Annotated in this window: 27 protein-coding genes; 21 read left to right on the top strand and 6 right to left on the bottom strand. The window is 67.1% G+C overall.

Annotated elements, in window-relative coordinates; translation table 11 throughout:
* Nucleotides 1-519: 519 nt before the first annotated feature.
* A complete protein-coding gene (purB, locus tag AC3WT0_RS01825; protein WP_492750962.1) occupies nucleotides 520-1836 on the bottom strand; it encodes an adenylosuccinate lyase in 1317 nt (438 codons plus the stop codon).
* Between the two features lie 203 nt (nucleotides 1837-2039).
* Between purB and AC3WT0_RS01820 the strand changes: the two genes are divergently transcribed.
* Nucleotides 2040-2438: an EF-hand domain-containing protein gene (locus AC3WT0_RS01820; protein ID WP_492750960.1), complete on the top strand. Its 399-nt coding sequence runs from the start codon at nucleotides 2040-2042 to the stop codon at nucleotides 2436-2438.
* A gap of 169 nt (nucleotides 2439-2607) precedes the next feature.
* On the opposite strand, the gene radC is transcribed toward AC3WT0_RS01820, so the two are convergent.
* Nucleotides 2608-3300 (bottom strand): RadC family protein, encoded by a 693-nt coding sequence (gene radC / locus AC3WT0_RS01815; protein ID WP_492750959.1) that lies wholly within the window; start codon nucleotides 3298-3300, stop codon nucleotides 2608-2610.
* Between the two features lie 192 nt (nucleotides 3301-3492).
* On the opposite strand from radC, the gene AC3WT0_RS01810 reads away from it, so the two are divergent.
* The 5 genes from AC3WT0_RS01810 to AC3WT0_RS01790 are packed head-to-tail and all read left to right on the top strand — an operon-like array spanning nucleotide 3493 to nucleotide 5903.
* Nucleotides 3493-3801 carry an AtpZ/AtpI family protein gene (locus AC3WT0_RS01810; RefSeq protein WP_492750958.1) on the top strand — a complete coding sequence of 103 codons (309 nt, stop codon included), beginning with the start codon at nucleotides 3493-3495 and terminating at the stop codon, nucleotides 3799-3801.
* Between the two features lie 14 nt (nucleotides 3802-3815).
* Nucleotides 3816-4553 carry a F0F1 ATP synthase subunit A gene (locus AC3WT0_RS01805; RefSeq protein WP_492751187.1) on the top strand — a complete coding sequence of 246 codons (738 nt, stop codon included), beginning with the start codon at nucleotides 3816-3818 and terminating at the stop codon, nucleotides 4551-4553.
* A gap of 42 nt (nucleotides 4554-4595) precedes the next feature.
* Nucleotides 4596-4820, top strand: a complete 225-nt coding sequence (locus tag AC3WT0_RS01800; RefSeq protein WP_492750956.1) for a F0F1 ATP synthase subunit C — start codon at nucleotides 4596-4598, stop codon at nucleotides 4818-4820.
* 32 nt (nucleotides 4821-4852) lie between these two features.
* Entirely contained in the window at nucleotides 4853-5338 is a 486-nt protein-coding gene (locus AC3WT0_RS01795) for a F0F1 ATP synthase subunit B (RefSeq protein WP_492750955.1), read from the top strand.
* A gap of 4 nt (nucleotides 5339-5342) precedes the next feature.
* The gene (locus tag AC3WT0_RS01790; RefSeq protein ID WP_492750954.1) at nucleotides 5343-5903 is read left to right on the top strand and encodes a F0F1 ATP synthase subunit B family protein; all 561 of its coding nucleotides are present in this window, start codon (nucleotides 5343-5345) and stop codon (nucleotides 5901-5903) included.
* Between the two features lie 31 nt (nucleotides 5904-5934).
* On the opposite strand, the gene AC3WT0_RS01785 is transcribed toward AC3WT0_RS01790, so the two are convergent.
* Nucleotides 5935-6444: a DUF4337 family protein gene (locus AC3WT0_RS01785; RefSeq protein WP_492750953.1), complete on the bottom strand. Its 510-nt coding sequence runs from the start codon at nucleotides 6442-6444 to the stop codon at nucleotides 5935-5937.
* A 177-nt stretch (nucleotides 6445-6621) separates the two neighbouring features.
* Between AC3WT0_RS01785 and uvrC the strand changes: the two genes are divergently transcribed.
* From uvrC to AC3WT0_RS01770, 3 genes are all read left to right on the top strand, one after another.
* Nucleotides 6622-8544 carry an excinuclease ABC subunit UvrC gene (uvrC, locus tag AC3WT0_RS01780; RefSeq protein WP_492750951.1) on the top strand — a complete coding sequence of 641 codons (1923 nt, stop codon included), beginning with the start codon at nucleotides 6622-6624 and terminating at the stop codon, nucleotides 8542-8544.
* 159 nt (nucleotides 8545-8703) lie between these two features.
* The gene (locus AC3WT0_RS01775) at nucleotides 8704-9654 is read left to right on the top strand and encodes a polysaccharide deacetylase family protein (protein ID WP_492750949.1); all 951 of its coding nucleotides are present in this window, start codon (nucleotides 8704-8706) and stop codon (nucleotides 9652-9654) included.
* Nucleotides 9651-10541 (top strand): GNAT family N-acetyltransferase, encoded by an 891-nt coding sequence (locus AC3WT0_RS01770; RefSeq protein WP_492750947.1) that lies wholly within the window; start codon nucleotides 9651-9653, stop codon nucleotides 10539-10541. Before AC3WT0_RS01775 ends, AC3WT0_RS01770 begins: the two co-directional genes overlap by 4 nt.
* Here the strand turns inward: AC3WT0_RS01770 and AC3WT0_RS01765 are convergent.
* Entirely contained in the window at nucleotides 10510-10881 is a 372-nt protein-coding gene (locus tag AC3WT0_RS01765) for a teicoplanin resistance protein VanZ (RefSeq protein ID WP_492750945.1), read from the bottom strand. The genes AC3WT0_RS01770 and AC3WT0_RS01765 overlap by 32 nt on opposite strands.
* A 79-nt stretch (nucleotides 10882-10960) precedes the next feature.
* Between AC3WT0_RS01765 and recO the strand changes: the two genes are divergently transcribed.
* The 3 genes from recO to AC3WT0_RS01750 are packed head-to-tail and all read left to right on the top strand — an operon-like array spanning nucleotide 10961 to nucleotide 13851.
* Nucleotides 10961-11692 carry a DNA repair protein RecO gene (gene recO, locus AC3WT0_RS01760; protein WP_492751185.1) on the top strand — a complete coding sequence of 244 codons (732 nt, stop codon included), beginning with the start codon at nucleotides 10961-10963 and terminating at the stop codon, nucleotides 11690-11692.
* Between the two features lie 15 nt (nucleotides 11693-11707).
* On the top strand, nucleotides 11708-12751 hold the full coding sequence (leuB, locus tag AC3WT0_RS01755; RefSeq protein WP_492750943.1) for a 3-isopropylmalate dehydrogenase: 1044 nt from the start codon (nucleotides 11708-11710) through the stop codon (nucleotides 12749-12751).
* Nucleotides 12748-13851, top strand: a complete 1104-nt coding sequence (locus AC3WT0_RS01750; protein WP_492750941.1) for a glycosyltransferase — start codon at nucleotides 12748-12750, stop codon at nucleotides 13849-13851. The genes leuB and AC3WT0_RS01750 overlap by 4 nt, the downstream gene beginning before the upstream one ends.
* 109 nt (nucleotides 13852-13960) lie before the next feature.
* Here AC3WT0_RS01750 and AC3WT0_RS01745 read toward each other — a convergent pair whose 3' ends face one another.
* Entirely contained in the window at nucleotides 13961-15205 is a 1245-nt protein-coding gene (locus AC3WT0_RS01745; protein WP_492750940.1) for a phospholipid carrier-dependent glycosyltransferase, read from the bottom strand.
* Nucleotides 15206-15338: 133 nt separating this feature from the next.
* Between AC3WT0_RS01745 and AC3WT0_RS01740 the strand changes: the two genes are divergently transcribed.
* The 6 genes from AC3WT0_RS01740 to AC3WT0_RS01715 all read left to right on the top strand — a co-directional run bounded on the left by AC3WT0_RS01740 (nucleotide 15339) and on the right by AC3WT0_RS01715 (nucleotide 21029).
* Nucleotides 15339-16547 (top strand): trans-sulfuration enzyme family protein, encoded by a 1209-nt coding sequence (locus tag AC3WT0_RS01740; protein WP_492750937.1) that lies wholly within the window; start codon nucleotides 15339-15341, stop codon nucleotides 16545-16547.
* Nucleotides 16544-16942, top strand: coding sequence for a Co2+/Mg2+ efflux protein ApaG (gene apaG, locus AC3WT0_RS01735; RefSeq protein ID WP_492750935.1), 399 nt, complete (start codon nucleotides 16544-16546; stop codon nucleotides 16940-16942). Before AC3WT0_RS01740 ends, apaG begins: the two co-directional genes overlap by 4 nt.
* A complete protein-coding gene (locus AC3WT0_RS01730) occupies nucleotides 16939-17721 on the top strand; it encodes a LysR family transcriptional regulator (RefSeq protein WP_492750934.1) in 783 nt (260 codons plus the stop codon). Before apaG ends, AC3WT0_RS01730 begins: the two co-directional genes overlap by 4 nt.
* Nucleotides 17722-17890: 169 nt before the next feature.
* Complete coding sequence (locus AC3WT0_RS01725; protein ID WP_492750932.1) at nucleotides 17891-18982, top strand: helix-turn-helix transcriptional regulator; 1092 nt, start codon at nucleotides 17891-17893, stop codon at nucleotides 18980-18982.
* Between the two features lie 156 nt (nucleotides 18983-19138).
* Nucleotides 19139-19813, top strand: coding sequence for an Npun_F0296 family exosortase-dependent surface protein (locus AC3WT0_RS01720; protein WP_492750930.1), 675 nt, complete (start codon nucleotides 19139-19141; stop codon nucleotides 19811-19813).
* A gap of 223 nt (nucleotides 19814-20036) precedes the next feature.
* Nucleotides 20037-21029 (top strand): SdiA-regulated domain-containing protein, encoded by a 993-nt coding sequence (locus tag AC3WT0_RS01715; protein WP_492750929.1) that lies wholly within the window; start codon nucleotides 20037-20039, stop codon nucleotides 21027-21029.
* 89 nt (nucleotides 21030-21118) lie between these two features.
* Here AC3WT0_RS01715 and AC3WT0_RS01710 read toward each other — a convergent pair whose 3' ends face one another.
* Nucleotides 21119-21793, bottom strand: coding sequence for an RBBP9/YdeN family alpha/beta hydrolase (locus AC3WT0_RS01710; RefSeq protein ID WP_492750928.1), 675 nt, complete (start codon nucleotides 21791-21793; stop codon nucleotides 21119-21121).
* Nucleotides 21794-21993: 200 nt separating this feature from the next.
* Between AC3WT0_RS01710 and AC3WT0_RS01705 the strand changes: the two genes are divergently transcribed.
* The 3 genes from AC3WT0_RS01705 to AC3WT0_RS01695 all read left to right on the top strand — a co-directional run bounded on the left by AC3WT0_RS01705 (nucleotide 21994) and on the right by AC3WT0_RS01695 (nucleotide 23855).
* The gene (locus tag AC3WT0_RS01705; protein WP_492750926.1) at nucleotides 21994-22728 is read left to right on the top strand and encodes a TlyA family RNA methyltransferase; all 735 of its coding nucleotides are present in this window, start codon (nucleotides 21994-21996) and stop codon (nucleotides 22726-22728) included.
* A gap of 258 nt (nucleotides 22729-22986) precedes the next feature.
* A complete protein-coding gene (locus AC3WT0_RS01700) occupies nucleotides 22987-23541 on the top strand; it encodes a TspO/MBR family protein (protein ID WP_492750925.1) in 555 nt (184 codons plus the stop codon).
* A gap of 11 nt (nucleotides 23542-23552) precedes the next feature.
* Nucleotides 23553-23855: an accessory factor UbiK family protein gene (locus AC3WT0_RS01695; protein WP_492750923.1), complete on the top strand. Its 303-nt coding sequence runs from the start codon at nucleotides 23553-23555 to the stop codon at nucleotides 23853-23855.
* Nucleotides 23856-24052: the final 197 nt, after the last annotated feature.

Here is a 24052-nt window from a genome sequence, read left to right as displayed (position 1 = left end):
GCCGCCGGGTTGCGCGGATATGAAAAGACCCTCCCCGATGCTGAGACGGGGAGGGTCTGCGACCCGGAATATCCGGTTCAGAAGGGGACTTGCTCCGCCGGGTCGGGGTGGGGGAGGGTAACCCGGCGGAGCTGCCAGTCGGGGCTCAGAGGGAGAGAATGACCCCGACGACCAGAGCCTGGGTGGCGAAAGCCACGACGAGGCTCGAAACATTTTCAAAGATGCGCATAATAGAAACTCCAGCAGTACGGCCGCGCCGCCCGCTTTGTCATTTGATGCGCTAGAGATAATATAATTTCGCATTGGCGCAATTTAAAAATATGACAATTTGGTTGCAGCTTTTGCAACCGCTGGTTGCGCGGGGCGCGGGCCGGCGTTGCGATCGCCTGTTTCACCCAAAGCCGTCACCCCGGCTCGACCCGGGGTCCCGCTTCTTCCGGGCGCAAAATACCGCTCGCCGTTCGCCGCTGTTCAAGCTGGACCCCGGATCAGGTCCGGGGGGAAGAGAGTGGGCGAAGTTCAGTCTTCGGCGAAGACCCGCGCGAAGATCGTGTCGACATGCTTCAGGTGATAGCCGAGGTCGAACTTGTCCTCGAGCGCGGCTGGCGACAGCGCCGCGGTCACCTCGGGATCGGACTTGAGCAGCTCGAGCAGCGAGAGCTGGCCGTCCGATTCCCACACCTTCATCGCGTTGCGCTGGACGAGGCGATAGCTGTCCTCGCGGCTGACGCCGGCCTGGGTGAGCGCGAGCAGCACGCGCTGCGAATGGACGAGCCCGCCCATGCGATCGAGATTCTTCTGCATCCGATCGGGATAGACGAGCAGCTTGTCGACCACGCCGGTCAGGCGGGCGAGCGCGAAATCGAGCGTGATCGTGGCGTCGGGGCCGATATAGCGCTCGACCGACGAATGGCTGATGTCGCGTTCGTGCCACAGCGCGACATTCTCCAGCGCCGGGGTGACATAGCCGCGCACCATGCGCGCAAGGCCGGTGAGATTTTCGGTCAGCACCGGGTTGCGCTTGTGCGGCATCGCCGACGAGCCCTTCTGGCCCGGCGAGAAATATTCCTCGGCCTCGAGCACTTCGGTGCGCTGGAGGTGGCGGACCTCGATCGCGAGCCGCTCGATCGACGAGGCGATCACGCCCAGCGTCGCGAAGAACATCGCGTGGCGATCGCGCGGGATGACCTGAGTCGAGACGGGCTCGACGGTGAGGCCCAGCTTGTCGGCGACATGCTGTTCGACCTGCGGATCGATATTGGCGAAGGTGCCGACCGCGCCGGAGATCGCGCAGGTCGCGATATCGGCGCGCGCGGCGACGAGGCGCGCGCGGCAGCGGCTGAATTCGGCATAGGCCTCGGCGAGCTTCAGGCCGAAGGTGACGGGTTCGGCGTGGATGCCGTGGCTGCGCCCGATCGTCGGCGTCAGCTTGTGCTCGATCGCGCGGCGCTTCAGCACAGCGAGCAGCGCGTCGATATCGGCGAGGAGGATATCCGAAGCGCGTGCGAGCTGGACCGCGAGGCAGGTGTCGAGCACGTCCGAGCTGGTCATGCCCTGATGCATGAAGCGCGCTTCGTCGCCCACCTGCTCGGCGACCCAGGTGAGGAAGGCGATCACGTCATGCTTGGTCACGGCTTCGATCGCGTCGATCGCGGGCACGTCGATCGCCGGATTGGTCGCCCACCAGTCCCACAGCGCCCTGGCCGCGCTTTTCGGCACCACGCCCAGTTCGCCCAGTGCCTCGGTCGCGTGCGCCTCGATCTCGAACCAGATGCGGAAGCGGCTCTCGGGCGTCCAGATGGCGACCATGTCGGGGCGGGAATAACGAGGGATCATCGGGGGCGCTTCCTGAAAAGATCGAACAGATTGTCGCTGAATCGGGGCAAAAGCCGATGAGCGGTGCGCTAGCAGCGATCGATGGCCCGGGCAAACCGCGTCGTCCTGCAACCCCCTCGCGCCAGCCCGGTTGATTTCATTGGCAAGACAAGCCGCCGGGCTCCCCCTCGCCCGGTAACGGGATCAAATACGGAGAGAAAAACATGGTTCGCAACTTGATGATCGTGAGCGCGCTGGCGCTCGCCGCGCCGGCCTTCGCGCAGCAGACCTCGACCCCGGCCGAGCCGCCGGCCACGGAGGCCGTGCCCGCCGACACGCAGGCGGCGCCTGCGCCGGCCCCCGCCGAGGCTGCACCCGCGCCGACGCCCGATGTCGGCGCCGTCGTCCAGGCCGAATTCTCAACTTACGACACCGACAAGAGCGGCGACCTGAACAAGGAAGAGTTCAGCAAATGGGTGATCGCGCTCAAGACGCAGGCGGAAGGCGGCAAGGCCGACCCCGCCACGCTCACTAAATGGGCGACCACGGCCTTCGCGCAGGCCGATACCGACCACAGCAAGGCGGTGTCGCCCGACGAACTGACCACTTTCCTGAAGGGCTGAGCCCCTCGGGATTTCCCCGTCGTCACCGGGGACGGGCCTTCCTTGTGAAAGGGAGGCCCGTTTTCGTGCCCCCGTCATCGTCATTGCGAGCGCAGTGAAGCAATCCAGAACGATGCGTCCGGCACAGGCTGGATTGCTTCGCTGCGCTCGCAATGACGGTGCGAAGGGATCAGATCAGCCCCAGCGCGCGCATGCTCGAATGGCCTTCGATCCCGATGATGACATGGTCGTGGACGGCGATGCCCAGCCGCTTGCCCGCCTCGACGATGTCGCGCGTGATCGCGATGTCCTGTGCGCTGGGGGCGGGATTTCCCCCGGGATGATTGTGGACGATGATGACCCCCGTCGCGCCCAGATCGATCGCGCGGCGGATGACCTCGCGCACGTGGATGGCGGCCTGATCGACCGATCCCTCGCTGGTCAGTTCGTCGCGGATCAGCATGTTGCGCGCGTTCATATAGAGGATGCGCACCCGCTCGACGGGGATATGGGCGAGATCGGCGCGCAGATAGTCGAGCAGCGCCTGCCAGCTGGCGATGACGGGGCGGGCGCGAATCTCCGCGCTGACGAGCCTGAGCGCCGCCGCCTGCACGATCTTGAGCGCCGCGACCGCGCCTTCGCCGACGCCCGCGCGCCCGATCGCCTCGGCATCGGCCGAGAGCAGCCCGCCGATCCCGCCAAATTCGTTGAGCAGCCGCTTGGCGAGCGGCTTGGTATCGCGGCGGGGGATGGCGAGGGCGAGCAGATATTCGACCAGCTCATGATCGAGCAGCGCATCGCCGCCGCCTTCGATCAGCCGCCTGCGCAGCCGCGCGCGATGCCCGGTGCCGTCTGTCGGCCCGTCATTGTCCTCCTCGCTCATATTGCGTTCATAATAGGGAAGGCGGCGGGCGGGAAGCATGGCTGGGAGTGGCGGTAATCCTGCCCGTTTCGCAGCGCGGTTGACTCGCCCCGACTCGGTTCCTAAACGGGCGGCGCGCAGACGGTATGAACGCTGCGCGACAGTCGCTGCGGCCTCGTGTCGGGCGGCATTTTTATATCAGGGTAACGAATTTTGGCTGAGGATCGCCAGGACGACAAGGACGCTCTCGATCGGCGCATCGCCGAGGCGAAGGCGTCGCACAAGCACAGCGTTTCGAGCGTCGAAGCGCGTGCCGAAAGCCGCGGCTGGGCCGTGGGCATCGAGTTTGTCGGCGCGGTGCTCGTGTCGGGCGCGATAGGCTGGGGCATCGACAATTATGCCGGCTTCGGCACCAAGCCCTGGGCGATGATCGTGCTGCTCGTGCTGGGCTTCGCCGCCGGCACGCGGCGCGCGATGAAGACCTCGCGCCAGTTCGACGCCGATCCGGATTCGGGAGAATAATCGTGTCGAGCCCGATGGAGCAGTTCGCCATCAAGGTGATCCACCCGATCAATGCGGGCGGATACGACCTTTCCTTCACCAATTCGTCGCTGTGGATGGCGATCGCGCTCGCAGGCGTCGCGATCTTCATGTTCGTCGGCACCGCGCGGCCGCAGCTGGTTCCCAACCGGATGCAGGCGGCGGTCGAATATCTCTACGATTTCGTGAGGAAGATACTCGACGACAATGTCGGGCCGGAAGGCAAGCGCTTCACGCCGCTGATCTTCTCGCTGTTCATTTTCGTGCTGGCCTGCAACCTGCTCGGCCTGATCCCGTGGGTGGGGGCGTTCACGCCGACCAGCCATGTCGCGGTCACGCTCGGCCTTGCGGTGCTGGTGTTCGTGATCGTCTGCTTCGTGGGTCTCGCGCGGCACGGCCTGCACTTCTTCAGCCTGTTCTGGCCGAAGGGCACCAATATTTTCCTCGGCGCCTTCGTCTGCGTCATCGAGTTCATCAGCTTCCTTTCGCGGCCCTTCACGCTCGCGATCCGGTTGTTCGCGAACATGACCGCCGGCCACGTTCTGCTGAAGGTGTTCGGCACCTTCGTCGTCACGCTCGGCTCGTTCGGCGCGCTGCCCTACGTGTTCGGCGTGCTGCCGCTGGCAGTGAACGTCGCGCTCTCGGCGCTGGAAGTGCTGATCGCGGTCGTGCAGGCCTATGTCTTCGCGCTGCTCGCGTCGATCTATCTGAACGACGCGGTCAATCTTCATTGAGTTTCAGTTTGTTAAATCTTTGATTTCAGGAAGGGTATTGAAATGGACGCAGAAGCTTATCGCGTGATCGGCGCCGGTCTGGCTGCTATCGGTGCGGGCCTTGCCGCTATCGGCGTGGGCAACATCTTCGGCCAGTATCTGAACGGCGCGCTGCGCAATCCGGAAGCAGACGCCAAGATGGGCGGCCGCCTGATCTTCGGCTTCGCGGTGACCGAAGCGCTCGGCCTGATCGCGGCCGTCGTCGCGCTCGCGCTCGCTTTCTCCTGATCGCGCAGATCAGGTAATTCCGGGGTCGTCCGATGCCTCAATTTGACCTTGCGAACTTCGTTCCGCAGATCGCTTGGCTCGCGCTGTTCTTCGCGATCCTCTATTTCGGGATCGTGCGACTGACGCTGCCGAAGATCGGCAATGTCGTCGACGCGCGCGAGGCGAAGGTGACGGGCGACCTTTCGGCGGCGGAAACCGCCAAGGCCGATGCCGACCGGATCGAGGCCGACTATCATGCCGCGATCGCCGAGGCGCAGGCTTCGGCGCGCGCCACGGTGACGGATGCCCGCAGCAAGGCCACCCGGGCGACCGAGGCGGAACTCGCCAAGGCGGATGCCGCTGCGGAAGCCAAGCTGGCCGAGGCGCACCAGCGCATCGACGCCGCCAGCGCGGAGGTGTCGACAAGCATTGAATCGATCGCGGCCGATGCGGCGGCGGACATCGTCGAGCGTCTGACGGGCAAGCGCCCCGACGGCGCGGTGGCGACCAAGGCGGCGCGCGCCGCGATCGCAGGGTGAAGTGATGGCTGAGATCGCAGCTCATACGGTCGCGCTGACCAGCGCCGACGCCAACCATGAGGAAGAAGGCCCCACGCTGCTCGGGCTGGGCGCCGAAGGCTGGGTCTATGTCGGCCTGACCATCTTCCTGCTCATCGCGATCTTCGTCGCCAAGGCGCCGAAGAAGATCACATCCGCGCTCGACGCGCGCATCGCCGAGACCAAGCGCGAGCTTGACGAGGCGAAGGCGCTTCGTGCCGAGGCCGAGGCTTTGCTGGCCGATGCCAGGAAGCGGCAGGCGGCAAGCGTCACCGACGCCAAGGGCATCATCGCGCTGGCCGAGGAAGAAGCGACCGACCTGATCGCCAAGGCCAAGACCGACGCCGCCGATCTGATCGCCCGGCGCACGCACATGGCCGAGGACAAGATCGCCGCCGCCGAGCGCGCAGCGATCGCCGAGGTTCGCGCCAAGGCGGCCGGGGCTGCTGCTGCTGCCGCCGCCGCGCTGATCGCCGAGACGCACGACGCCAAGGCCGACAAGGCGCTGGTCGACGGCACGATCTCGGGCCTCGCCCGCCTGAACTGACGGGCTGGAGCGCTCAGGCGCTCCGCCCTTTTCAACTCAGAAACGACACCAGCGCGTCGGGGTGAATCGCGAACCCCGCGAACCCGGCGATGCTGAACAGCAGGCCGGTCGCGCCCGCGACCCAGCCGACGCTGAGCAGACCCCAGCTTTCGACCAGAGCGGCGATCGCCGACACGGCAAGCGCGATCGAGGCGAAGCCGTCGGACAGGTCGAACTGGTCGTCGCGATAGCCCTGCCGGTCGTAGTCGGCCTGCGCCGCGATCGCCTTCGCCTTCAGGTCGACGGCCTCATGCTGATATTTGGCGATGGCCGCCTGATCGGGGCTGGCGCTTTGCTGGCTGATATGCAGCTTGATCCGCGCCGCCTGATATTCGCTCCACGTGTCGATCTTCGCCGCCTGAGCGGCCTGCATCGCCTGGACGATATTGTCGTCCTTGATCTTGGTCATCGCCATCGAGACCGAGAGCAGCACGACGGTGATCGCGATTGCGCGGTTGAGCCTGCGGTTGCTGCCCTCGGGCAGATCGGGAGCGCCTTCCATAAGGTCGCGAATAGCATCGGCCGGGCGGCGATTGCCCTTAATTCGGGTTCATGAACCCGGTCGTCATTGCGAGCGCAGCGAAGCAATCCAGACTGGGCGTCAGGCATCGCACTGGATTGCTTCGCTGCGCTCGCAATGACGATTTCAATCCGCGCCGATCGTCCCTAGATCACTGCCATGTCAGACCCCGCGTCTCCCGACCGCTTCAACGAGGAAAAGGCCGCCTACACGGTGCGCGGCAGCGATACGCCCGATCTCGATACGGGCGTGGCGGCGATCCGTAACGTGCTGAAGACCTTGCCCGCGCGCCCCGGCGTCTATCGGATGCACGATGCGCGCGGCGACGTGCTCTATGTCGGCAAGGCGCGCGCGCTGAAGAACCGCGTGACCAACTACACGCAGGTCGCGCGGCTGCCCAAGCGGCTGCAGCGCATGGTCGCGCAGACGCGGTCGATGACGATCGTGACGACGAACAACGAGGCCGAGGCGCTGCTGCTCGAAGCGCAGCTGATCAAGCGCTATCGCCCGCCCTACAATGTCCTGTTGCGCGACGACAAAAGTTTCCCCTTCATCCTGCTGCGCGCCGACCACGATTTCCCGCGCATCCAGAAGCATCGCGGCGCGCGCAAGGCGAAGGGCAATTATTACGGCCCCTTCGCCAGCGCCGGATCGGTGGGGCGGACGCTCAATGCGCTGCAGAAGCTGTTCCTGCTCCGCTCCTGCACCGACAGCTTCTTCGCCAACCGATCGCGGCCGTGCCTGCTGTTCCAGATCAAGCGCTGCTCGGCGCCCTGCGTGGGGCGTATCGATACCGATGCCTATGGCGAGCTGGTCGACGACGCCAAGGCCTTCCTCGCGGGCAAATCGACGCAGGTGCAGAAGAAGCTGGGCGAAGCGATGGAGCGCGCGGCGGGCGATCTCGATTTCGAGCTGGCCGCCGTCTATCGCGACCGGCTGAAGGCGCTGACCTTCATCCAGGGCGGGCAGGCGATCAACGCCGAGGGGCTTGGCGATGCCGATATCTTCGCGCTGGCGACCAAGGCCGGCGTGATGTGCATCCAGGCCTTCTTCATCCGCGGCGGGCAGAATTGGGGGCACCGCGCCTTCTTCCCCGCGCATGTCGCCGACGTGCCCGAGGATGAGGTTCTGTCGAGCTTCCTCGTCCAGTTCTACGAGAGCGTGCCGCCGCCGCGCACCGTGCTGGTCGATCGCGACCTGCCCGAGGCCGATCTGCTGGCCGAGGCGCTGGGCGAGCAGGCGGGGTTCAAGGTCGCGATCGCGCGGCCGCAGCGCGGCGACCGCGTCCGCCTGATCCGCCAGGCCGAGCGCAACGCCGTGGAAGCGCTCGACCGTCACCTCGCCGAGACGACGACGCAGGGCAGGCTGCTGCGCGAGCTGGCCGATCTGTTCGAGCTGGACGGGCCGCCCGACCGCATCGAAGTTTATGACAACAGCCACATCATGGGCACCAACGCGCTGGGCGCGATGATCGTCGCGGGGCCGGAGGGGTTCCGCAAGAACGCCTATCGCAAGTTCAACATCAAGCGCGCGGAGACCGTGCCGGGCGACGATTTCGCGATGATGCGCGAAGTGCTGGAGCGCCGCTTCGCGCGCGCGCGCGACGAGGATCCCGATCGCGACGGCGGCGAATGGCCCGATCTGGTGCTGATCGACGGCGGCCGGGGGCAGCTGAACGCCGTGCGCGGCGTGCTGGAGGAAATGGGGATCGAGGATGTTCCCCTCGTCGGCGTCGCCAAGGGGCCGCATCATGGCCGTGAGGGGCGCGAAATCTTCCACCTGCCCGACGGGCGCGAAATCACGCTGCCGCCCAATGCGCCGCTGCTTTTCTACGTCCAGCGGCTGCGCGACGAGGCGCATCGCTTCGCGATCGGCGCGCATCGCACCAGGCGGGCGAAGGCGATCGGCGGCAGTTCGCTCGACGAGGTGCCGGGCATCGGCCCCGCGCGCAAGAAGGCGCTGCTCATGCATTTCGGAACGGCGCGGGCGGTGCGCGACGCGAGCCTCGAGGATCTGCAGAAGGCCCCCGGCGTCTCGACCGCGATGGCGCAGAGCATCTACGATTTCTATCATATGCGCTGAGGGCGCGCGCAGCCCGAACGGCATTCTCGTCATTGCGAGCGCAGCGAAGCAATCCAGTGCGATGTCCGGCCTCAGGCTGGATTGCTTCGTCAGCTTCGCTTCCTCGCAATGACGGGGTGGTTTACCCCTCCTTATGCCCCGGCGGGTTAAGTCGTCGGCATGCCGAGCCCCGTCCTGCTGACGATCGATACCGAGATCGCCTGGCGCCACCACGCCGCGGGGCTCGATCTCGATACCGTACTGCGGCGCTCGATCGATCCGGCGGGGGTGGGAATCGGCCATCAGCTCGAGCGGCTGGCGGCGCATGGGCTGAAGGCGTGCTTCTTCGTCGATCCGATGCCGGCGCTTGCCTATGGCATCGCGCCGGTGCGCGCGCTGATCGGGCGGATATTGGCGGCGGGGCAGGAAGTGCAGCTTCACCTCCATCCCAATTGGGCGGGGGCATCGGCGGACGATCGCAGGACAAGCGGCGGGTTCGAGCTGGGCGCGCTGCCGCCGGCGGAGCAACGCCGGCTGATCGGGCAGGCGCGCGACCTGCTGGTCGAGGCGGGCGCGCCGCCGCCCGTCGCCTTTCGCGCGGGGAGCTTCGCGGCCAATGACGATACGATCGACGCGCTTGCCGCGCTCGGCTTCCGCTTCGACAGCAGCCATGACGGCGCGCACGCACCCGATCCCAGCGCGATCGGCCTGCCGCACGACCTGATCGCGCCGGCCGCGCATCGCGGCGTCGTCGAAGTGCCGGTGAGCCTGTTCGAGGAATGGCCCGGCCGGCTGCGCCATTGCCAGATCACCGCCATGTCGCTGGCCGAGATGGCGGGGGTGCTCGATCATGCCGAGGCCGAGAACCATTCGCTGACCTGCTTCGTCGGCCACAGTTTCGAGCTGGCGACGCGCGACGGGCGGCGGCCCAACGGGATGCTGGTGCGGCGCTTCGAGGCGCTGTGCGCGCTGCTGGCGGAGCGGCGGGCGGCGCACCCGACCCGCTTCTTCGCCGATCTCGATCCGCCGTTGGGGCAGGCGGCGCAGCCGATGCGCTGGCGCGCGGGGCGGACGGCGGCGCGGATGGTGGCGCAGGCGGCGGCCAATCTCTTCTACGATTTGAAGCCATGACGCCGACCGTCACCGAAGCGCGGCCGGTGCTGATCAGGCTGACCATGGGCGCTCGCACGATCCTGTCGGTGCGGCGGCGCCTGCATCATGTCGCCTATGGGCTCGACGCCGCGCTGGCGGGGGCGGCGCCCGATCTGCCGCCGCTGGGGGATGCCGAAGGGTGGCTCGTAAGGTCCTTGCCAGCAGGGCAGGTGCCAGTTGCGGCAAACGCGATCCGGATCGAGCGCCAGCGCTATGCGCGGCGCTATGTCGACCTCACGATCGGGCGCGAGGCGTGGCTTGCCGGGCTGTCGGCCAATGCGCGTGCCGCGATCGGGCGCAAGCTGCGCCGGATCGAGGGACAGGGACTCCGCGTGACGGCGCATCATGAACCGCAGGCGATTGCGGCCTTCCATGCGGCCGCGCGCGCGATTTCGGCGCGAACCTATCAGGAAAGGCTGCTCGACACAGGGCTGCCCGAGGGCGGGGATTTCGTCGCCTCGCTGACGGGCGAGGCCGCAGCGGGGCGGCTGCGCGCCTGGCTGCTGCATGTCGGCGACCGGCCGGCCGCCTATCTGTGCTGCCCGGCCGAGGGCGCGACGCTCGTCTATCGCTGGGTCGGGCATGATCCCGATCTGGCGGCGCTCTCGCCGGGGAGCGTGCTGCTCCACGAAGCGATCGGCGCGCTGATCGAGGAAGGGGCGTTCGCGCGCTTCGACTTCACCGAGGGCGACGGGCAGCACAAGCGCCAGTTCGCGACCGGATCGGTCGACTGCATCGATCTGCTGCTGCTCCGCCCGACGATCGCCAATCGCGTGCTTGCGGTGCTGCTCGGCGGGTTCGAGGGCGCGGCGCGGCTGGCGAAGCGCGCGGGGATCAGGCGTCTTCTTCGACCGATCCTGCGCTGAACCAGCTTTTGGGAAGGATCGCGAGCAGCCCGTGCGCGGCGGCGAGGCCGAGGAGGATCGCCGCGACGTCGGCATACCAGTCGTTGATATCCTCGTCGCGGTGGACGAAGGGCAGGCCCTGCACGATCTCGATCAGGCCACCGAGCGCGGCCAACGCCAGCGCGACCTGCCACCAGCGCGCGCGCGGCCAGGCCAGCGTCCAGCCGATCGCCAGCGTCGCGAAGGCCAGTTCGTGCTGCGATTTGTCGTTGTGGATCAGCGTCGGCGGGTGCGGCGCCCATGCGAAATAGAGCGTCACGGCGAGCGCGACCCAGAATCCGGCTTTGATGAGGCGGGGCATGGCCGAGCGATGGCCGATCCGCTGCGCCGCGGCAAGCGCCGAACTGGCGTTGGAGGCGCAAGCGCCCTATCCGGATGGCATGAGGGTCGAAGCCGAAGCGATCATCTGCGGCGTGCGCGTGCATGGCGAGCATGGTGCGATCGTGCGCGCGCTGACCCGCGATCACGGCCTGCTCGCGGGCTATGTGCGCGGCGGGCGGTCGCGACAGCTTCGTCCCGTGCTCGTCCCCGGCAATATCGTCGCCGCCGATTTCCGCGCGCGGACCGAGGATCAGCTTGCCGGGCTGACGGTGGAGCTGGTCCACAGCCGCGCGCCCTTGCTCGCCGAGCCGCTGGCTGCGGCGGGGATCGACTGGGCGACCGCGCTTGCCGCCGCGACCTTGCCCGAAGGGCTGGCCGCGCCGCGCCTGTTCGACGCGCTGGGCGGCGTTCTCGACGCGATCGAGGCCGCGCCGGCGGCACGCGGCTGGGCGGGGAGCCTGGCGCGGTTCGAGCTGCTGCTGCTCGCCGAACTGGGCTTCGGCCTCGACCTCGAGCGCTGCGTCGCGACAGGGGTGGACGAGGATCTGGCCTATGTCAGCCCGAAGAGCGGCGGCGCGGTGAGCCGGGCGGCGGGCGATCCCCACGCGACCCGGTTGTTCCGCCTGCCGGCCTTTCTTTTGGATGGCGGCCCGGCCGGCTGGGACGAACTGTTTGACGCGCTGACGATCACCGGCCATTTCCTCGCGCGCGATCTGCTCACCGACCGCAAGGCGGAGGTGCTGGCGGCGCGCGAGAGGCTGCTCGACCGGTTGCGGCGGGCGGCGGGGTGAGGAAAGGGAGCGTTTGTGCTGATCGCATTGTTGGCGGGTGACGGAATCGGGCCTGAAGTCGTGGCTGAGGCGGTGCGCGTGCTTGGGGCTGTCGCGCCCGATCTGGCTTACGAATCGGGTCTCGTCGGCGGCGCGGCATACAAGGCCGTTGGCCATCCGCTTCCACCCGAGACGCTGGCGCTGGCGAAGCGCGCCGATGCCGTGCTGTTCGGCGCGGTCGGCGATCCCGATTGCGACGCGCTCGAACGCCATCTGCGCCCTGAACAGGCGATCCTCGGGCTGCGCAAGGAACTGGGGCTGTTCGCCAATCTCCGCCCCGCGCGCCTGTTTCCCGAGCTGGCCGACGCATCGGCGCTGCGCCCCGAAGTCGCGCGCGCGATCGATCTGGTCATCGTCCGCGAGACCAATGGCGACGTCTATTTCGGCGAGAAGGGGATGCGCACCACGCCCACGGGCCGCCGTCAGGGGTATGACCTGATGAGCTATGACGAGGATGAGGTTTCGCGCATCGCCCGCGTCGGATTCGAGACGGCGCGCGCAAGGCGCGGCAGGCTCTGCTCGGTCGACAAGGCCAATGTGCTGGAGACCTCGCAGCTGTGGCGCGACGTGGTGATCGAGACCGCCGCCGATTATCCCGATGTCGCGCTCAGCCACATGTATGTCGACAATGCCGCGATGCAGCTGGTGCGCAACCCCGGCCAGTTCGACGTGATCGTCACCGGCAATCTCTTCGGCGACATCCTGTCCGACCAGGCGTCGATGTGCGCGGGATCGATCGGGATGCTGCCTTCGGCGACGCTCAACAAGGACGGCAAGGGGCTTTACGAGCCGATCCACGGCTCCGCGCCCGATATCGCCGGGCAAGGCAAGGCCAATCCGCTGGCGACCATCCTCTCGGCGGCGATGATGCTGCGCTATTCGCTGGGTCGCGGGGTCGAGGCCGATCGGATCGAGGCGGCGGTGGCGGCCGCGCTGGCCGGCGGCGCGCGCTCGCCCGATCTGGGCGGCTCGCTTTCGACGCGCGAGATGGGCGACAGGGTGCTCGCGGCGCTCGCATGACGCTGCCGCTCGACATCGCAATCGTGCTGCCGACCTTCAACGAGTCGGGCAATATCCGCGCGGTGATCGAACAGCTCGACAAGGCGCTGGCCGGGCGGGGCTGGGAAGCCATCTTCGTCGACGATGCCAGCCCCGACGGCACCGCCGCGCTGGTGCGCGAGATCGGCCGCACCGATCGGCGCGTGCGCGTGATCGAGCGGATCGGGCGGCGTGGCCTCTCCTCGGCCTGTATCGAGGGGATGATGGCGACCTCGGCGCCGCTGATCGCGGTGATGGATGCCGATCTGCAGCATGACCCCGATGTGCTGCGCGCGATGGTTGAGCGGCTGGAGGCCGATCCGTCGCTCGATATCGCCATCGCCTCGCGCTTCGTCGAGGGTGGCGGCACGGGGGACTGGGATCGCGACCGGCTCGCCAAGTCGGAGCTGGCGACGCGGATCGCGCGTAAGGTGCTGCGCGCCGACCTCAACGATCCGATGAGCGGCTTCTTCCTGATCCGCGGCGATCGCTTCCGCGAGCTGGCCCCGCGCCTGTCGGGGATCGGCTTCAAGATATTGCTCGATCTCTTCACCACGGCGCGGCAGCCGCTGCGCTTCGTCGAGGTGCCTTTCACCTTCCGCAGCCGCGAGGTCGGCGAAAGCAAGCTCGACCATGTCGTCGCGCTCGAATTTCTGATCGCGCTCTACGATCGCGCCTTCGGGCGCTTCGTGCCCGTGCGCTTCGCGATGTTCGGCGCGATCGGCGCGATCGGCATCGTCGTGCATATGAGCCTGCTGGCGCTGGCCTATGAAGCGATGGGCCTCGGCTTCGTGCCCGCGCAGGCGACGGCGACGATGGGCGCGATGACCTTCAACTTCGTCCTCAACAACATGCTCACCTACCGCGACCGGCGGCTGCGCGGCAGCAAGGCGCTGTTCTGGGGCTGGGTCAGCTTCTGCCTCGTCTGCGCGGTGGGCGCGCTCGCCAATGTCGGCGTCGCGGCCTTCCTGTTCGAGGTGCGCCATGCGCTGTGGACGGTGTCGGCGCTCGCCGGGGTCGTGGTCGGCGCGGTGTGGAACTTCGCGCTGTCTTCGTGCTTCACCTGGGGGCGTTACCGCTAGATTTCTCCCGGTCCGTCATTGCGAGCGCAGCGAAGCAATCCAGCGATGCCGGCCGCCCGACTGGATTGCTTCGCTGCGCTCGCAATGACGATGCGCGACCGAACCGCCGTCACCGCCAGCTGTCGAACCACATCCAGGTCAGGAAGGCCTGATCGTTGACCAGCGGCAATGCGGCGATGATCGGGTAGAAATAGAGGAAGGCGGCGAGCGCGACGGTCAGGAAGATCGCCGGCTCCTTGCCCGTCCGGCTTTTCTGGAAGGCTCCGGCAAGCGCGAGGCTGAGGAACAGGGCGGGCAGATAATAATAATAATAGAAGCCGATCTTCTTCGGGATCACCGCCCACAGCGCGAAAGCGAAGACCCAGATTCCACCCGCCCACAGCAACGCGGGAGACCGGTCCTTCACGCCCCACCACAGGCAGGCCGCGACTGCGATCAGCCCGCCCCACATGATCGCGGGATTGCCGACGAGCAGGATTCCGCGCTGCACGCCGTCCACCTGTTCGTAGAAATACCAGATCGGGCGGCTGATCAGCGGCCATTGCCACCAGTCGCTCATATAGGTGTGCGGCGACAGCGGCTTGGTCTGCTGCACGTACATTTCGAGCTGATAGGGCAGCAGCCGGGCGAGGCTGAGCGGCCCGTGCTGATAATAGAAGGCCGGCGCGAAGCTGATGAAATAGGCGACGAGCGCCGGGATGCCGATCCACAGCGCCGGGGTCGGCAGGCTCGTGCCCGCAAAGCGCGCCGGGTCGCGCCACCGGGCGATCGCGGCGGCGATGCAGGTCAATGCGACATAGGGGGCGGCCGCCCATTTGCACGCGACGGCGAGGCCGAGGCACAGCCCCCCCGCCGCCAGCCGCCAGCGCGCGTCGCCCGGCCCGCGCCATGCCCACAGCGCGAACGCCAGCCCGGCCATCAGGAAGGCGGCCATATAGGTGTCGAGCATCGCGATGCGCGCCTGGATGAACAGCAGCTGGTCGAGCAGCGCGATGACACCCGCCGTGATCGCCGTGCGTCGATCCTGGAACAGCAGCATCGCGATCCAGAAGATCGACAGCGCCGTTGCAGTGCCCGCGACGGTGCCCAGCACACGCCAGCCCCAGGGCGTGTCGCCGAACCAGTCCATCGACAGGCCGATCAGCCATTTGGCGAGGATCGGATGCTCCTCGTTCGCCGGGGATTCGAGCCCGTAGATGATCCGCGCCGCGCGGACATAATGAGTCTCGTCGAACACCATCTTGTTGGGATCGCCGAGGTGGGCGAGGAACAGCAGTTCGGCGACGGCGGCGAGGATCAGCGCCAGCTCCAGCGCCGTGCGCCGCGCCAGCCAGTCGACCATCCGGTCCAGCATCAACCCATATCCCTTATTTCCGGCCTTTTCCTGGCCCGCTCATGGCGACCCGCCTTCTCTGCCTTGGCCGCCGCGCGAAGGAAAGGCCGTTCGCCGTTGACCTTGGCCATGGTGAGGCTGCAAAGCGAAAAACATGAAGCGCTATGCAGGCCAGGACCGTTCGATCACCCGCAACTGGCGTCCGGCGACGCTCGCCGTGCGCGGGGGCACCGCGCGCTCGGAATGGGGCGAAACCTCCGAAGCGCTCTTCCTGACCTCGGGCTACAGCTATGACAGCGCAGCCGAAGTCGCGGCGCGCTTTGCCGGTGACGCGCAGGGCATGACCTATTCGCGCCTGCAGAACCCCACCGTCGAGATGCTCGAGCATCGCATCGCGCTGCTCGAAGGCGCGGAGGCCGCGCGGTCGATGGCCACGGGCATGGCGGCGATGACGGCGGCAATCCTGTGCCAGCTCTCGCAGGGCGACCATATGGTCGCCGCGCGCACCATGTTCGGTTCGTGCCGCTGGCTGACCGACAGTCTGCTGCCGCGCTTCGGCATCGGCGTGACGATCGTCGACGGGCGCGACACGCAGGCCTGGGCCGATGCGGTGACGCCCGCGACGAAGCTGTTCTTCTTCGAGACGCCGGCCAACCCGACGCTGGACATCGTCGACATCGCAGCCGTTTCGGCGATCGCCAGGCCGCACGGCATCAAGGTGCTCGTCGACAACGCCTTCGCGACCTCGATGCTCCAGCGTCCGCTGGATCTGGGCGCCGACATCGTCGCCTATTCGGCAACCAAGATGATGGACGGGCAGGGGCGCGTGCTGGCGGGGGCGGTCGCGGGCAGCGAGGATTTCATCCTCAACACGCTGCTGCCCTTCACGCGCAACACCGGGCCGACGCTGAGCGCCTTCAACGCCTGGGTGGTGATGAAGGGGCTGGAGACGCTCGACCTGCGCATCCGCCGCCAGAGCGAGAATGCGCTGAAGGTCGCGACTTTCCTCGAAGGCCGCGTGCCGACCGTGCTCTATCCCGGCCTGGCCAGCCATCCGCAATATGATCTCGCCACGCGCCAGATGGCGGCTGGCGGCACGATCCTGTCGGTTGTGCTCGACGGCGGACGCGCGCAGGCGCACGGTCTGCTCGACGCGCTCGAACTGGTCGACATCTCTAACAATATCGGCGATTCCCGTTCGCTGATGACGCATCCCAGCTCCACCACCCATGCCGGGCTTTCGGCCGAGACGCGCGAGGAAATGGGGATCGGCGAAGGCATGCTGCGCCTCAACGTCGGGCTGGAGGATGCCGACGACGTGATCGACGATCTCGACCGGGCATTGAAAGCCGTCGGCCTGTGAAGGCGCTGTTCCCACACGCTGCGACCACCCGCGAAGTGACGGTGCGCGTATCGGTGAGCTTCCTGCCCGAACAGTCGGAGCCCGATCGCGGCCGCTGGTTCTGGGCCTATCATATCCGCATCGAGAATGAAGGCACGATGGCGGTGCAGCTGCTGAGCCGCCACTGGTCGATCACCGACGGGCGCGGCGCGCGCCACGAGGTCGAAGGCGAAGGCGTGGTGGGCGAGCAGCCGATGATCGCGCCGGGCCAGTCCTACGACTATGTCTCGGGCTGCCCGCTGGCGACGCCGACCGGCCAGATGGTCGGCAGCTATCATATGATCCGCGAGGACGGATCGGTGTTCGACGTCGCGATCCCGCGCTTCGCGCTCCTCGCGCCGACGGTTTCGCAATGAAGCGTACGCATCTGCCGCTCAACGGCCTGCGCGTGCTCGATGCGGCCGCACGTCACCTTTCCTTCACGCGCGCGGCCGACGAGCTGGCGGTGACGCCGGCGGCGGTCGGCCAGCAGATCCGCGCGCTTGAGGATACGCTGGGCACCGTGCTGTTCCGCCGCACCGCCAAGGGGCTGGAGCTGACGCCCGAGGGGCAGGCGGGGCTGGAGGCGCTGCGCGCCGGCTTCCTCAATTTCGAGGATGCGGTGCGCGCGATGCAGGCGGGGCAGACCTCCAAGTCTTTGACCATCGCCGCGCCGCGCGACTTCACTGTCAAATGGCTCGCGCCGCGCCTTGCCGCCTATGCCGCGACCGACCCCGAGCTGCGCTTCCACCTGATCGCCGCCGACGAGGCGATCGACTTTACCGAGGCCAATCTCGATATCGCCATCCGCCTGATCGAAGGCCCGGGCGAGCATGAAGGCGTGATGCTGGGCACCACGCGCTTCGTGAGCGTAGGCGCGCCGGGCGGCGGCGAGGGCTGCATAGGCTGGCCGGGCGCGACGGCGGGCGAAGGCGTGCTGCGCGTCGCCGATGCCGGCATCGCGATCGATTCCGCCGCCGCCGGCTTCGGCGTCGCCGAGGTGCCCGAGCTGCTCGCCGCCGCCGATCTTGCGGCCGGGCGGCTGGTCGTCCGCGGCGAGGCGATAGATCGCGCGCTCGGCTATTGGCTGGTCGCGCCGCTGCCGCAATGGCGCCAGAAGAAAGTAAAGGCGCTGGTCGCCGCGCTAACCGCCTGACAAATATCTGAAATCATCCGGAACCTCGCGACGAGCCGCGCCGGATTTGCGTTGAAATGCAAATCCGTGCGACTATCGGCGCCATCAACACGACTTCGCGTCATCGAAATGCGAAGCGGTTGAGAGGAGGGGTGATTTCAGGATCATGGCGGCTGATGGCGCGCGAACGATGTCGATCCCGTCCGGGCTGGAGATAGCGCGCCTTTCCATCGGTGAAGACGATGCGTGGCTGATCGGCGATTTCGCCACGCGCAGCGAGGCGGTCGCCATCCTTCTCTCGCTCCACTGCCGGGGACGCGACGAGGCTGAACCCCTTTTCCTGCTCCTCCCCTCCGACGGCGACAAGGCGCTTGCCGAACGCATGGCCGCCGCCGCCGCCGGCATCTGGCCCGATCGGCGCGCGAGCGACTATGCCGTGCAGGCGCAGTGGAGTTCGGTGGCGCATGGCGGACGCGACCGGCTGTTGCTCGCCATGCCGCTTGCGGCGCGCGGCGCGGGGCGGCTGGTGCTCACCGCGCTCTACGATCGTGATGCCGACGCCGATCACGCGGCGCAGGATGCGGCGATCGCGTCGGCCCAGCCGATGCTGTCGATCCATTTTCGCCTCTGGTTCGCCGAGCGCGAGCATCTGCATCGCATGGCGGGGATGGCGGCCGCGCTCGACGCCACCGATTTCGCGACTTACCTGATCGACCGCGCCGGGCAGATAGTGTTCGCCAATAGTTGCGGGGAGCGGCTGGCCGAGGTCGGCGACGGGGTGCGGCGCGCTGGCGCAATGCTTGCCGCGACCGACGTGACCGATTCGGTGAAGCTGCGCGTTGCGATCGATCATGTCGTCTCGCTCGATCGCAGCGGCGAGGCCACGCCGCCCAGCGCGACGATCGTGCCCCTGCGGCGCGGCGCCGGCCAGCGGCCCCTGGTCGCCGTGATCATCGCGCCGGAGACCGCGCCGGGCGGGCCTGACGATCCCGCCGCGATCGTGCAGATCTTCAACCCCGAGGTCGAGGTCGCCGATCTGCTGCTGCCGATCTGCCAGCTTTACAGCCTCTCCCCCGCCGAGACGCGGCTGGTGGCGCTGCTCGCGGAGGGGCTTTCGGTCAACGAAGCCGCCGTCCGCATGAAAGTGAAGGTGCCGACGCTGCGCACCTATCTGAAGCAGATCTTCGCCAAGACGCAGACCGGGCGGCAGAGCGACCTCATCCGTCTGATGATGGGCAGCATGATCCGCGCGCGCAGCCCGGGCGGCTACCGCACGCTCTGAATACCCCCAAATGGATGAGGGTAGCCGACCATGTGGATGGCCCGCTTTGGTCGGGGTGGGGGCAGACCCGATCCGGGGGCGGCAGGTAAATATTCCGATGCGTGTGAGTCCGGGTGGGTGATTCGGGCGCTTAGGCACGTTTGAAGGGGTAGATGTATGCGCTTCAAGACCACGTTCCTCGCCGCGGCTGCCGCCGTGGCTCTCGCGGCCCCGGCTTACGCCGTGACCGTCACCACGATCTCCAGCGGCTCGTCGCCGGCTGTCGATCCGGGCTATGCCTCGCTCGGCCAGACCCTGCTTTATGATTTCGACGCGCTCACGCCGTCGGCAGGCAATCTGACCGGCAACTACAGCATTCTCGTTGCGCCGGGTAACGGCAACAGCGCTGCGCCCTCGGGCACGGCGGCTGGCACCAGCTACCTCAGCGTTCCGAACCCGGCGTCGAGCGGCACCGCCACGATCCTGCTCGGCGGCACCTACAAGTCGGCGAGCTTCTACTGGGGGTCGATCGACAACTACAACACCGTCGAAGTGCTCGGCGTTGGCGGCGTGGTGCTCGGCACCTTCGGCGGCGCGGGGCTTCCCTCGCCGGTCGACGCCAACGGTAACCAGTCGGCGTTCACGTCGAACATGCGCGTGAACTTCGCTGACGCGGCCGGCATCACGGGCTTCCGCATGACTTCGACGCAATTCGCGTTCGAGACCGACACCTATGCGGTCGGTGCTGCGGTTCCCGAGCCGGCGACCTGGGCGATGCTGATCGCGGGCTTCGGCCTCGTCGGCTTCGCGGCTCGTCGTAGCCGCAAGACGGTCTCGGTCGTCACCGCCTGATCGCTTCGATCGGAAGGACAAAGGGGAGGGGCGGTCTTCGGGCCGCCCCTTTCTTTTTGTCCGGCGCACCGGCGTCAATCGCCGATCGTTGCCCCAGCGCGGGACATGTCTCGCGTCGGTCATATCCCTGTTGTGAAACGGTAACGCCAAAGTCGGTTAACCTTCATTAACCCTGTCTAAGTGCCTCTCGCTCTTTGGATTTCACACAGGGGAGAATCGCACAATGAACGGGTTTCTGACGACGCGCATCGCCGCTATCGCCATCGCGGCGGCCGCTCTCACGCCGGCTGCCGAGGCCGCCGGGCTCGACCTTTCGACCTATCAGGTCAGCCTCGTCCGCGGCCTCCAGTTCGATGAGGCCAGCGGCGTCACCTATAATTGGGACCGCAACTCGCTGATGATCGTCGGCGACGAAGGCACCGCGATGGAATTCACCACCTCGGGCGATCGCTATCCGGGCGTGTTCGACTATCTCGGCGTGTCGACATACAATGATCTGGAAATCGCCGCCTATGTCGGCAACGGCCAATATGTGTTCGGCAACGAGCGCACGATGCGCGCGTCGCTGGTCGGCGTCGATCAGGTCAACACCGTCAACATGGGCGGTGGCCTGACGCGCTATTTCTTCACGCCGCCGGTCGAGGCGCAGAGCTACTCGTTCAGCAACGGCGTGAACGTCGGCAATATCGGGCTTGAAGGCATCACCTATGATCCGATCACCGGCGGCTTCTTCGCGGTGAAGGAAAACAGCCCGCAAGGCATCTTCTTCGTCGACCAGATCGCGCCCAACGCCGTGCAGACCACGCCGTTCAACGTCGCTTCGCTCGGCCTGCAGACGCTGTCGGACATCATGGCGCTGTCGAACAACCCCAACTATGCCAGCACCGATTTCTACGCGAACCTGCTGATCCTCAGCCAGTCGTCGCAGAAGCTGCTCGAAGTCACCCGCACCGGCGAACTGGTCAGCAGCTTCGACCTGTCGGGCATCTTCGGCGACACCAGCCGCGTGACGGTGATCGAAGGTGTGACGATCGACCATGCCGGCAACATCTATCTGGTGGCCGAGCAGGGCGGCAATCCCTCGTCGCTGGTCGTGCTGTCGCGCGCCAACGCGGCGGTTCCCGAGCCGGCGACGTGGGCGATGCTGATCGCTGGCTTCGGCCTCGTCGGCGGCGCGATGCGTCGTCGCGCGCGCACGACGGTGAGCTTCGCCTGAGCGTCGGACATGAAACGCCCCTTCTCTACGGAGAAGGGGCATCTTCAGTTTGATTGTTAATATTGTGTACTAAATAACTGTAACATAATCTATCTTGTCCCGAGATAATGCGCCGATGCGCTGTCGGTGGCGTTGACGGCAAGGATCGTCCGCGCCTCGCTCACCGCCGCGCCTGATCGTGCGGCGCCGCCGGCGCGGATCACCCGCTCGAGCAGTTCCTGGCCTTCGTCCCACCAGCCCAGCCCGCTTGCCGCGTTGATATGGCCATGCGCCCCCGCGCTCACGAAATGGCTTCCCCAGTCGGCGGCAAGGCTGTGCGCCTTTTCGGGGCTGATCCACGGATCGTCCTCGCTGGCGACGACGATCGACGGGAAAGGCAGCGGCTTGCGCGGCGAGGGGCCGAAGCCCCTGAGTTCGGGGCGCACGTCGCCGCGATCGACATCGGCCGGCGCGACGAGCAGCGCACCCGCGACCGGCCAGCCATAAGGCTGGCCCGAAAGTTCCGCCCACCATGCGACGGCAAGGCAGCCAAGGCTGTGTGCGGCCAGGATGATCGGCGGCTTGGCGCCGCGAATGGCCTGGTCGAGCTTCGTGACCCATGCGTTGCGATGCGGCTGGGACCACATGCCCAGCTCGATCCGCGTCGTATCGGGGCGTGACTGTTCCCACAGGCTCTGCCAATGGGACGGACCGGATCCGTTGAGGCCGGGAACGGTGAGCACCAGCGGCTGGAGCCGGTCGCTCTCGTGAAGGTCGCGTGGCATGTCATCTCTCCCGATTAAGGCCGGGAATGACCGTGCGGCGGTGTTGAAGGCCACCGCACGGCCACCTTCTCTCGACGGGCAGATGATGACTCTACCGATGAAATAGACAATGGGGCTGCGACGAGTCGAAGGCGGCGCGAGCCAGTCGGACTCGGCCCTTTCAGCGGCTAAAGAAAAGTTTGTAGAAGGCGTTCGGAACAATGGCGAAAATCCGCGTGGATCAGATGCTTGTCGATCGCGGCCTGGTGGAGAGCCGGGCACGCGCACAGGCGCTCATTCTCGCCGGGCTGGTGTTCAGCGGCGAGCAGCGAGTCGCTAAGGCCGGGCAGGCGCTGGCGGCCGATGCGCCGCTCGACGTGCGCGGCCGCGACCATCCCTGGGTGTCGCGCGGCGGGATCAAGCTCGATCATGCGCTGACCCATTTCGGCTGGGACGTGACGGGCGCGGTCGCGATCGATGTCGGCTCGTCGACGGGCGGCTTCACCGACGTGCTGCTCAGCCGTGGCGCCGCGCGCGTCTATGCCGTCGATTCGGGCACCAACCAGCTTGCGTGGAAGCTGCGGCAGGATCCGCGCGTCGTCGTTCACGAGCAGACCAGCGCGCGCATTCTGACCGAAGACCATATCCCCGAACCCATCGACCTCATCGTCTGCGACGCCAGCTTCATCGGGCTCGCCAAGGTGCTCGAACGGCCGCTGGGCTTCGCGAAGCCCGGCGCGCGCCTGCTCGCGCTCATCAAGCCGCAGTTCGAGGCGGGACGCGGCGAGGTCGGCAAGGGGGGTGTCGTCCGCGATCCCGCGACCCACGCCCGCGTCTGCGCGGAAGTACACGCCTGGGTCGAGGGCGAGGGCTGGGCGGTCGAAGGCATCGTCGAAAGCCCGATCAAGGGCCCCGAGGGCAATGTCGAGTTCCTGATCGCCGCGCATCGCGGCTGAACCATAACGGGACGCGTCTCGCCGCTTGCCATGAACGGCTCGTCCCGGTAGCGCCGGGCCTTGATGCGACCTGCCCGGCCATGGCTGATTGATCCGGGGGCGACCTCCATGTCGCCCGCCATCCGCCGCACCCGTGCGGCCGGGCGTTCATCCTGTTCCGTACCGCTTGCAATCGGCGCGCGCCGCTGGCCTCATGGCGTCATCGCGGCCGCGCCTGGAGACTTGTCACTGTAGCCTGGAGTCAGAAGGGGGTTTTGAATGGGTGAGATCGCATCCCGGTCGCAATTGCGCATGTCGTATCTGCGCTGGGCCCTTGTCTGCGTGCCGGCGATCATCCTTCTCGGTTTCATCTCGTCCAGATTGTCCGGCGCGGGGGCCGACGGCATCTGGTTCGAACGGCTGGCCAAGCCGTCCTTCATGCCGCCCAGCTGGCTTTTCCCGGTCGCGTGGACGATCCTCTACGCGCTGATGGGCTTCGCGCTCGCGATCATATTCAACGCGCGCAGGGCGAAGGGCAAGGGCGCCGCGATCGGCCTGTTCGTGGTCCAGCTTGCGCTCAATCTCTTCTGGTCGCCGCTCTTTTTCGGCGCACACCAGATCCACCAGGCCTTCTTCCTGATCCTAGCCATCCTCGCCTTCGCGGTGCTGACCGCCTTCGCCTTTGCGCGCATCCGCGCGCTCGCGGGCTGGCTGCTCGTGCCCTATCTGCTCTGGCTGGGCTTTGCCGCGGCGCTCACCTACAGCGTCGACCAGTTGAATCCGGGGGCCGAGTCCCTTGCCGTTCCGGCATCGGCCACCAACATTGGGCTTTGAAGGAGATTAGAATGCAGTCCGAGAACCGCCTGTTCGATGATCTGGCGAAAGTGCTGAACGGCGCCGCCGGGACGATCGCAGGCCTCGGCCGCGAAGCCGAAGCCTCGGCGCGCGAACGCGCGCGCGAGTGGATCGGCGGTCTCGACTTCGTCAGCCGCGACGAGTTCGAGGCTGTGAAGGCGATGGCCGCCGCCGCGCGCGACGAGAATGACGCGCTGCGCGCGCGCATCGAGGCGCTGGAAGCCGCGATCGCCGGCGCTGCCGGGCCGGCCGCGAAACCCGCAGCAAAGCGCGGCAAGGGCGCCGCTGCCTAGGATTTTGTTTCAGCGCGGCCCCGGCCCACTCCTCCACCCGGCCTCCCAACGACAGTATCCTGAAATGGGAGGCCTGGTGGAGGAGTGGGCCGGTGCCGCGAAATGCGCTATGCGCATTTCTGACCCGCTCACGGATGGCCAACAGCTTATCCACAGCTTTTTACACTGTTGCCTTGCTCCCCTTGGGCGTTGCGGGC

The organism is Sphingomonas sp. EU05-FHT14C10 (assembly GCF_058790595.1).
The sequence above is the reverse complement of the archived record's forward strand: the minus strand, read 5'-3'. Positions and strand labels throughout refer to the sequence as shown.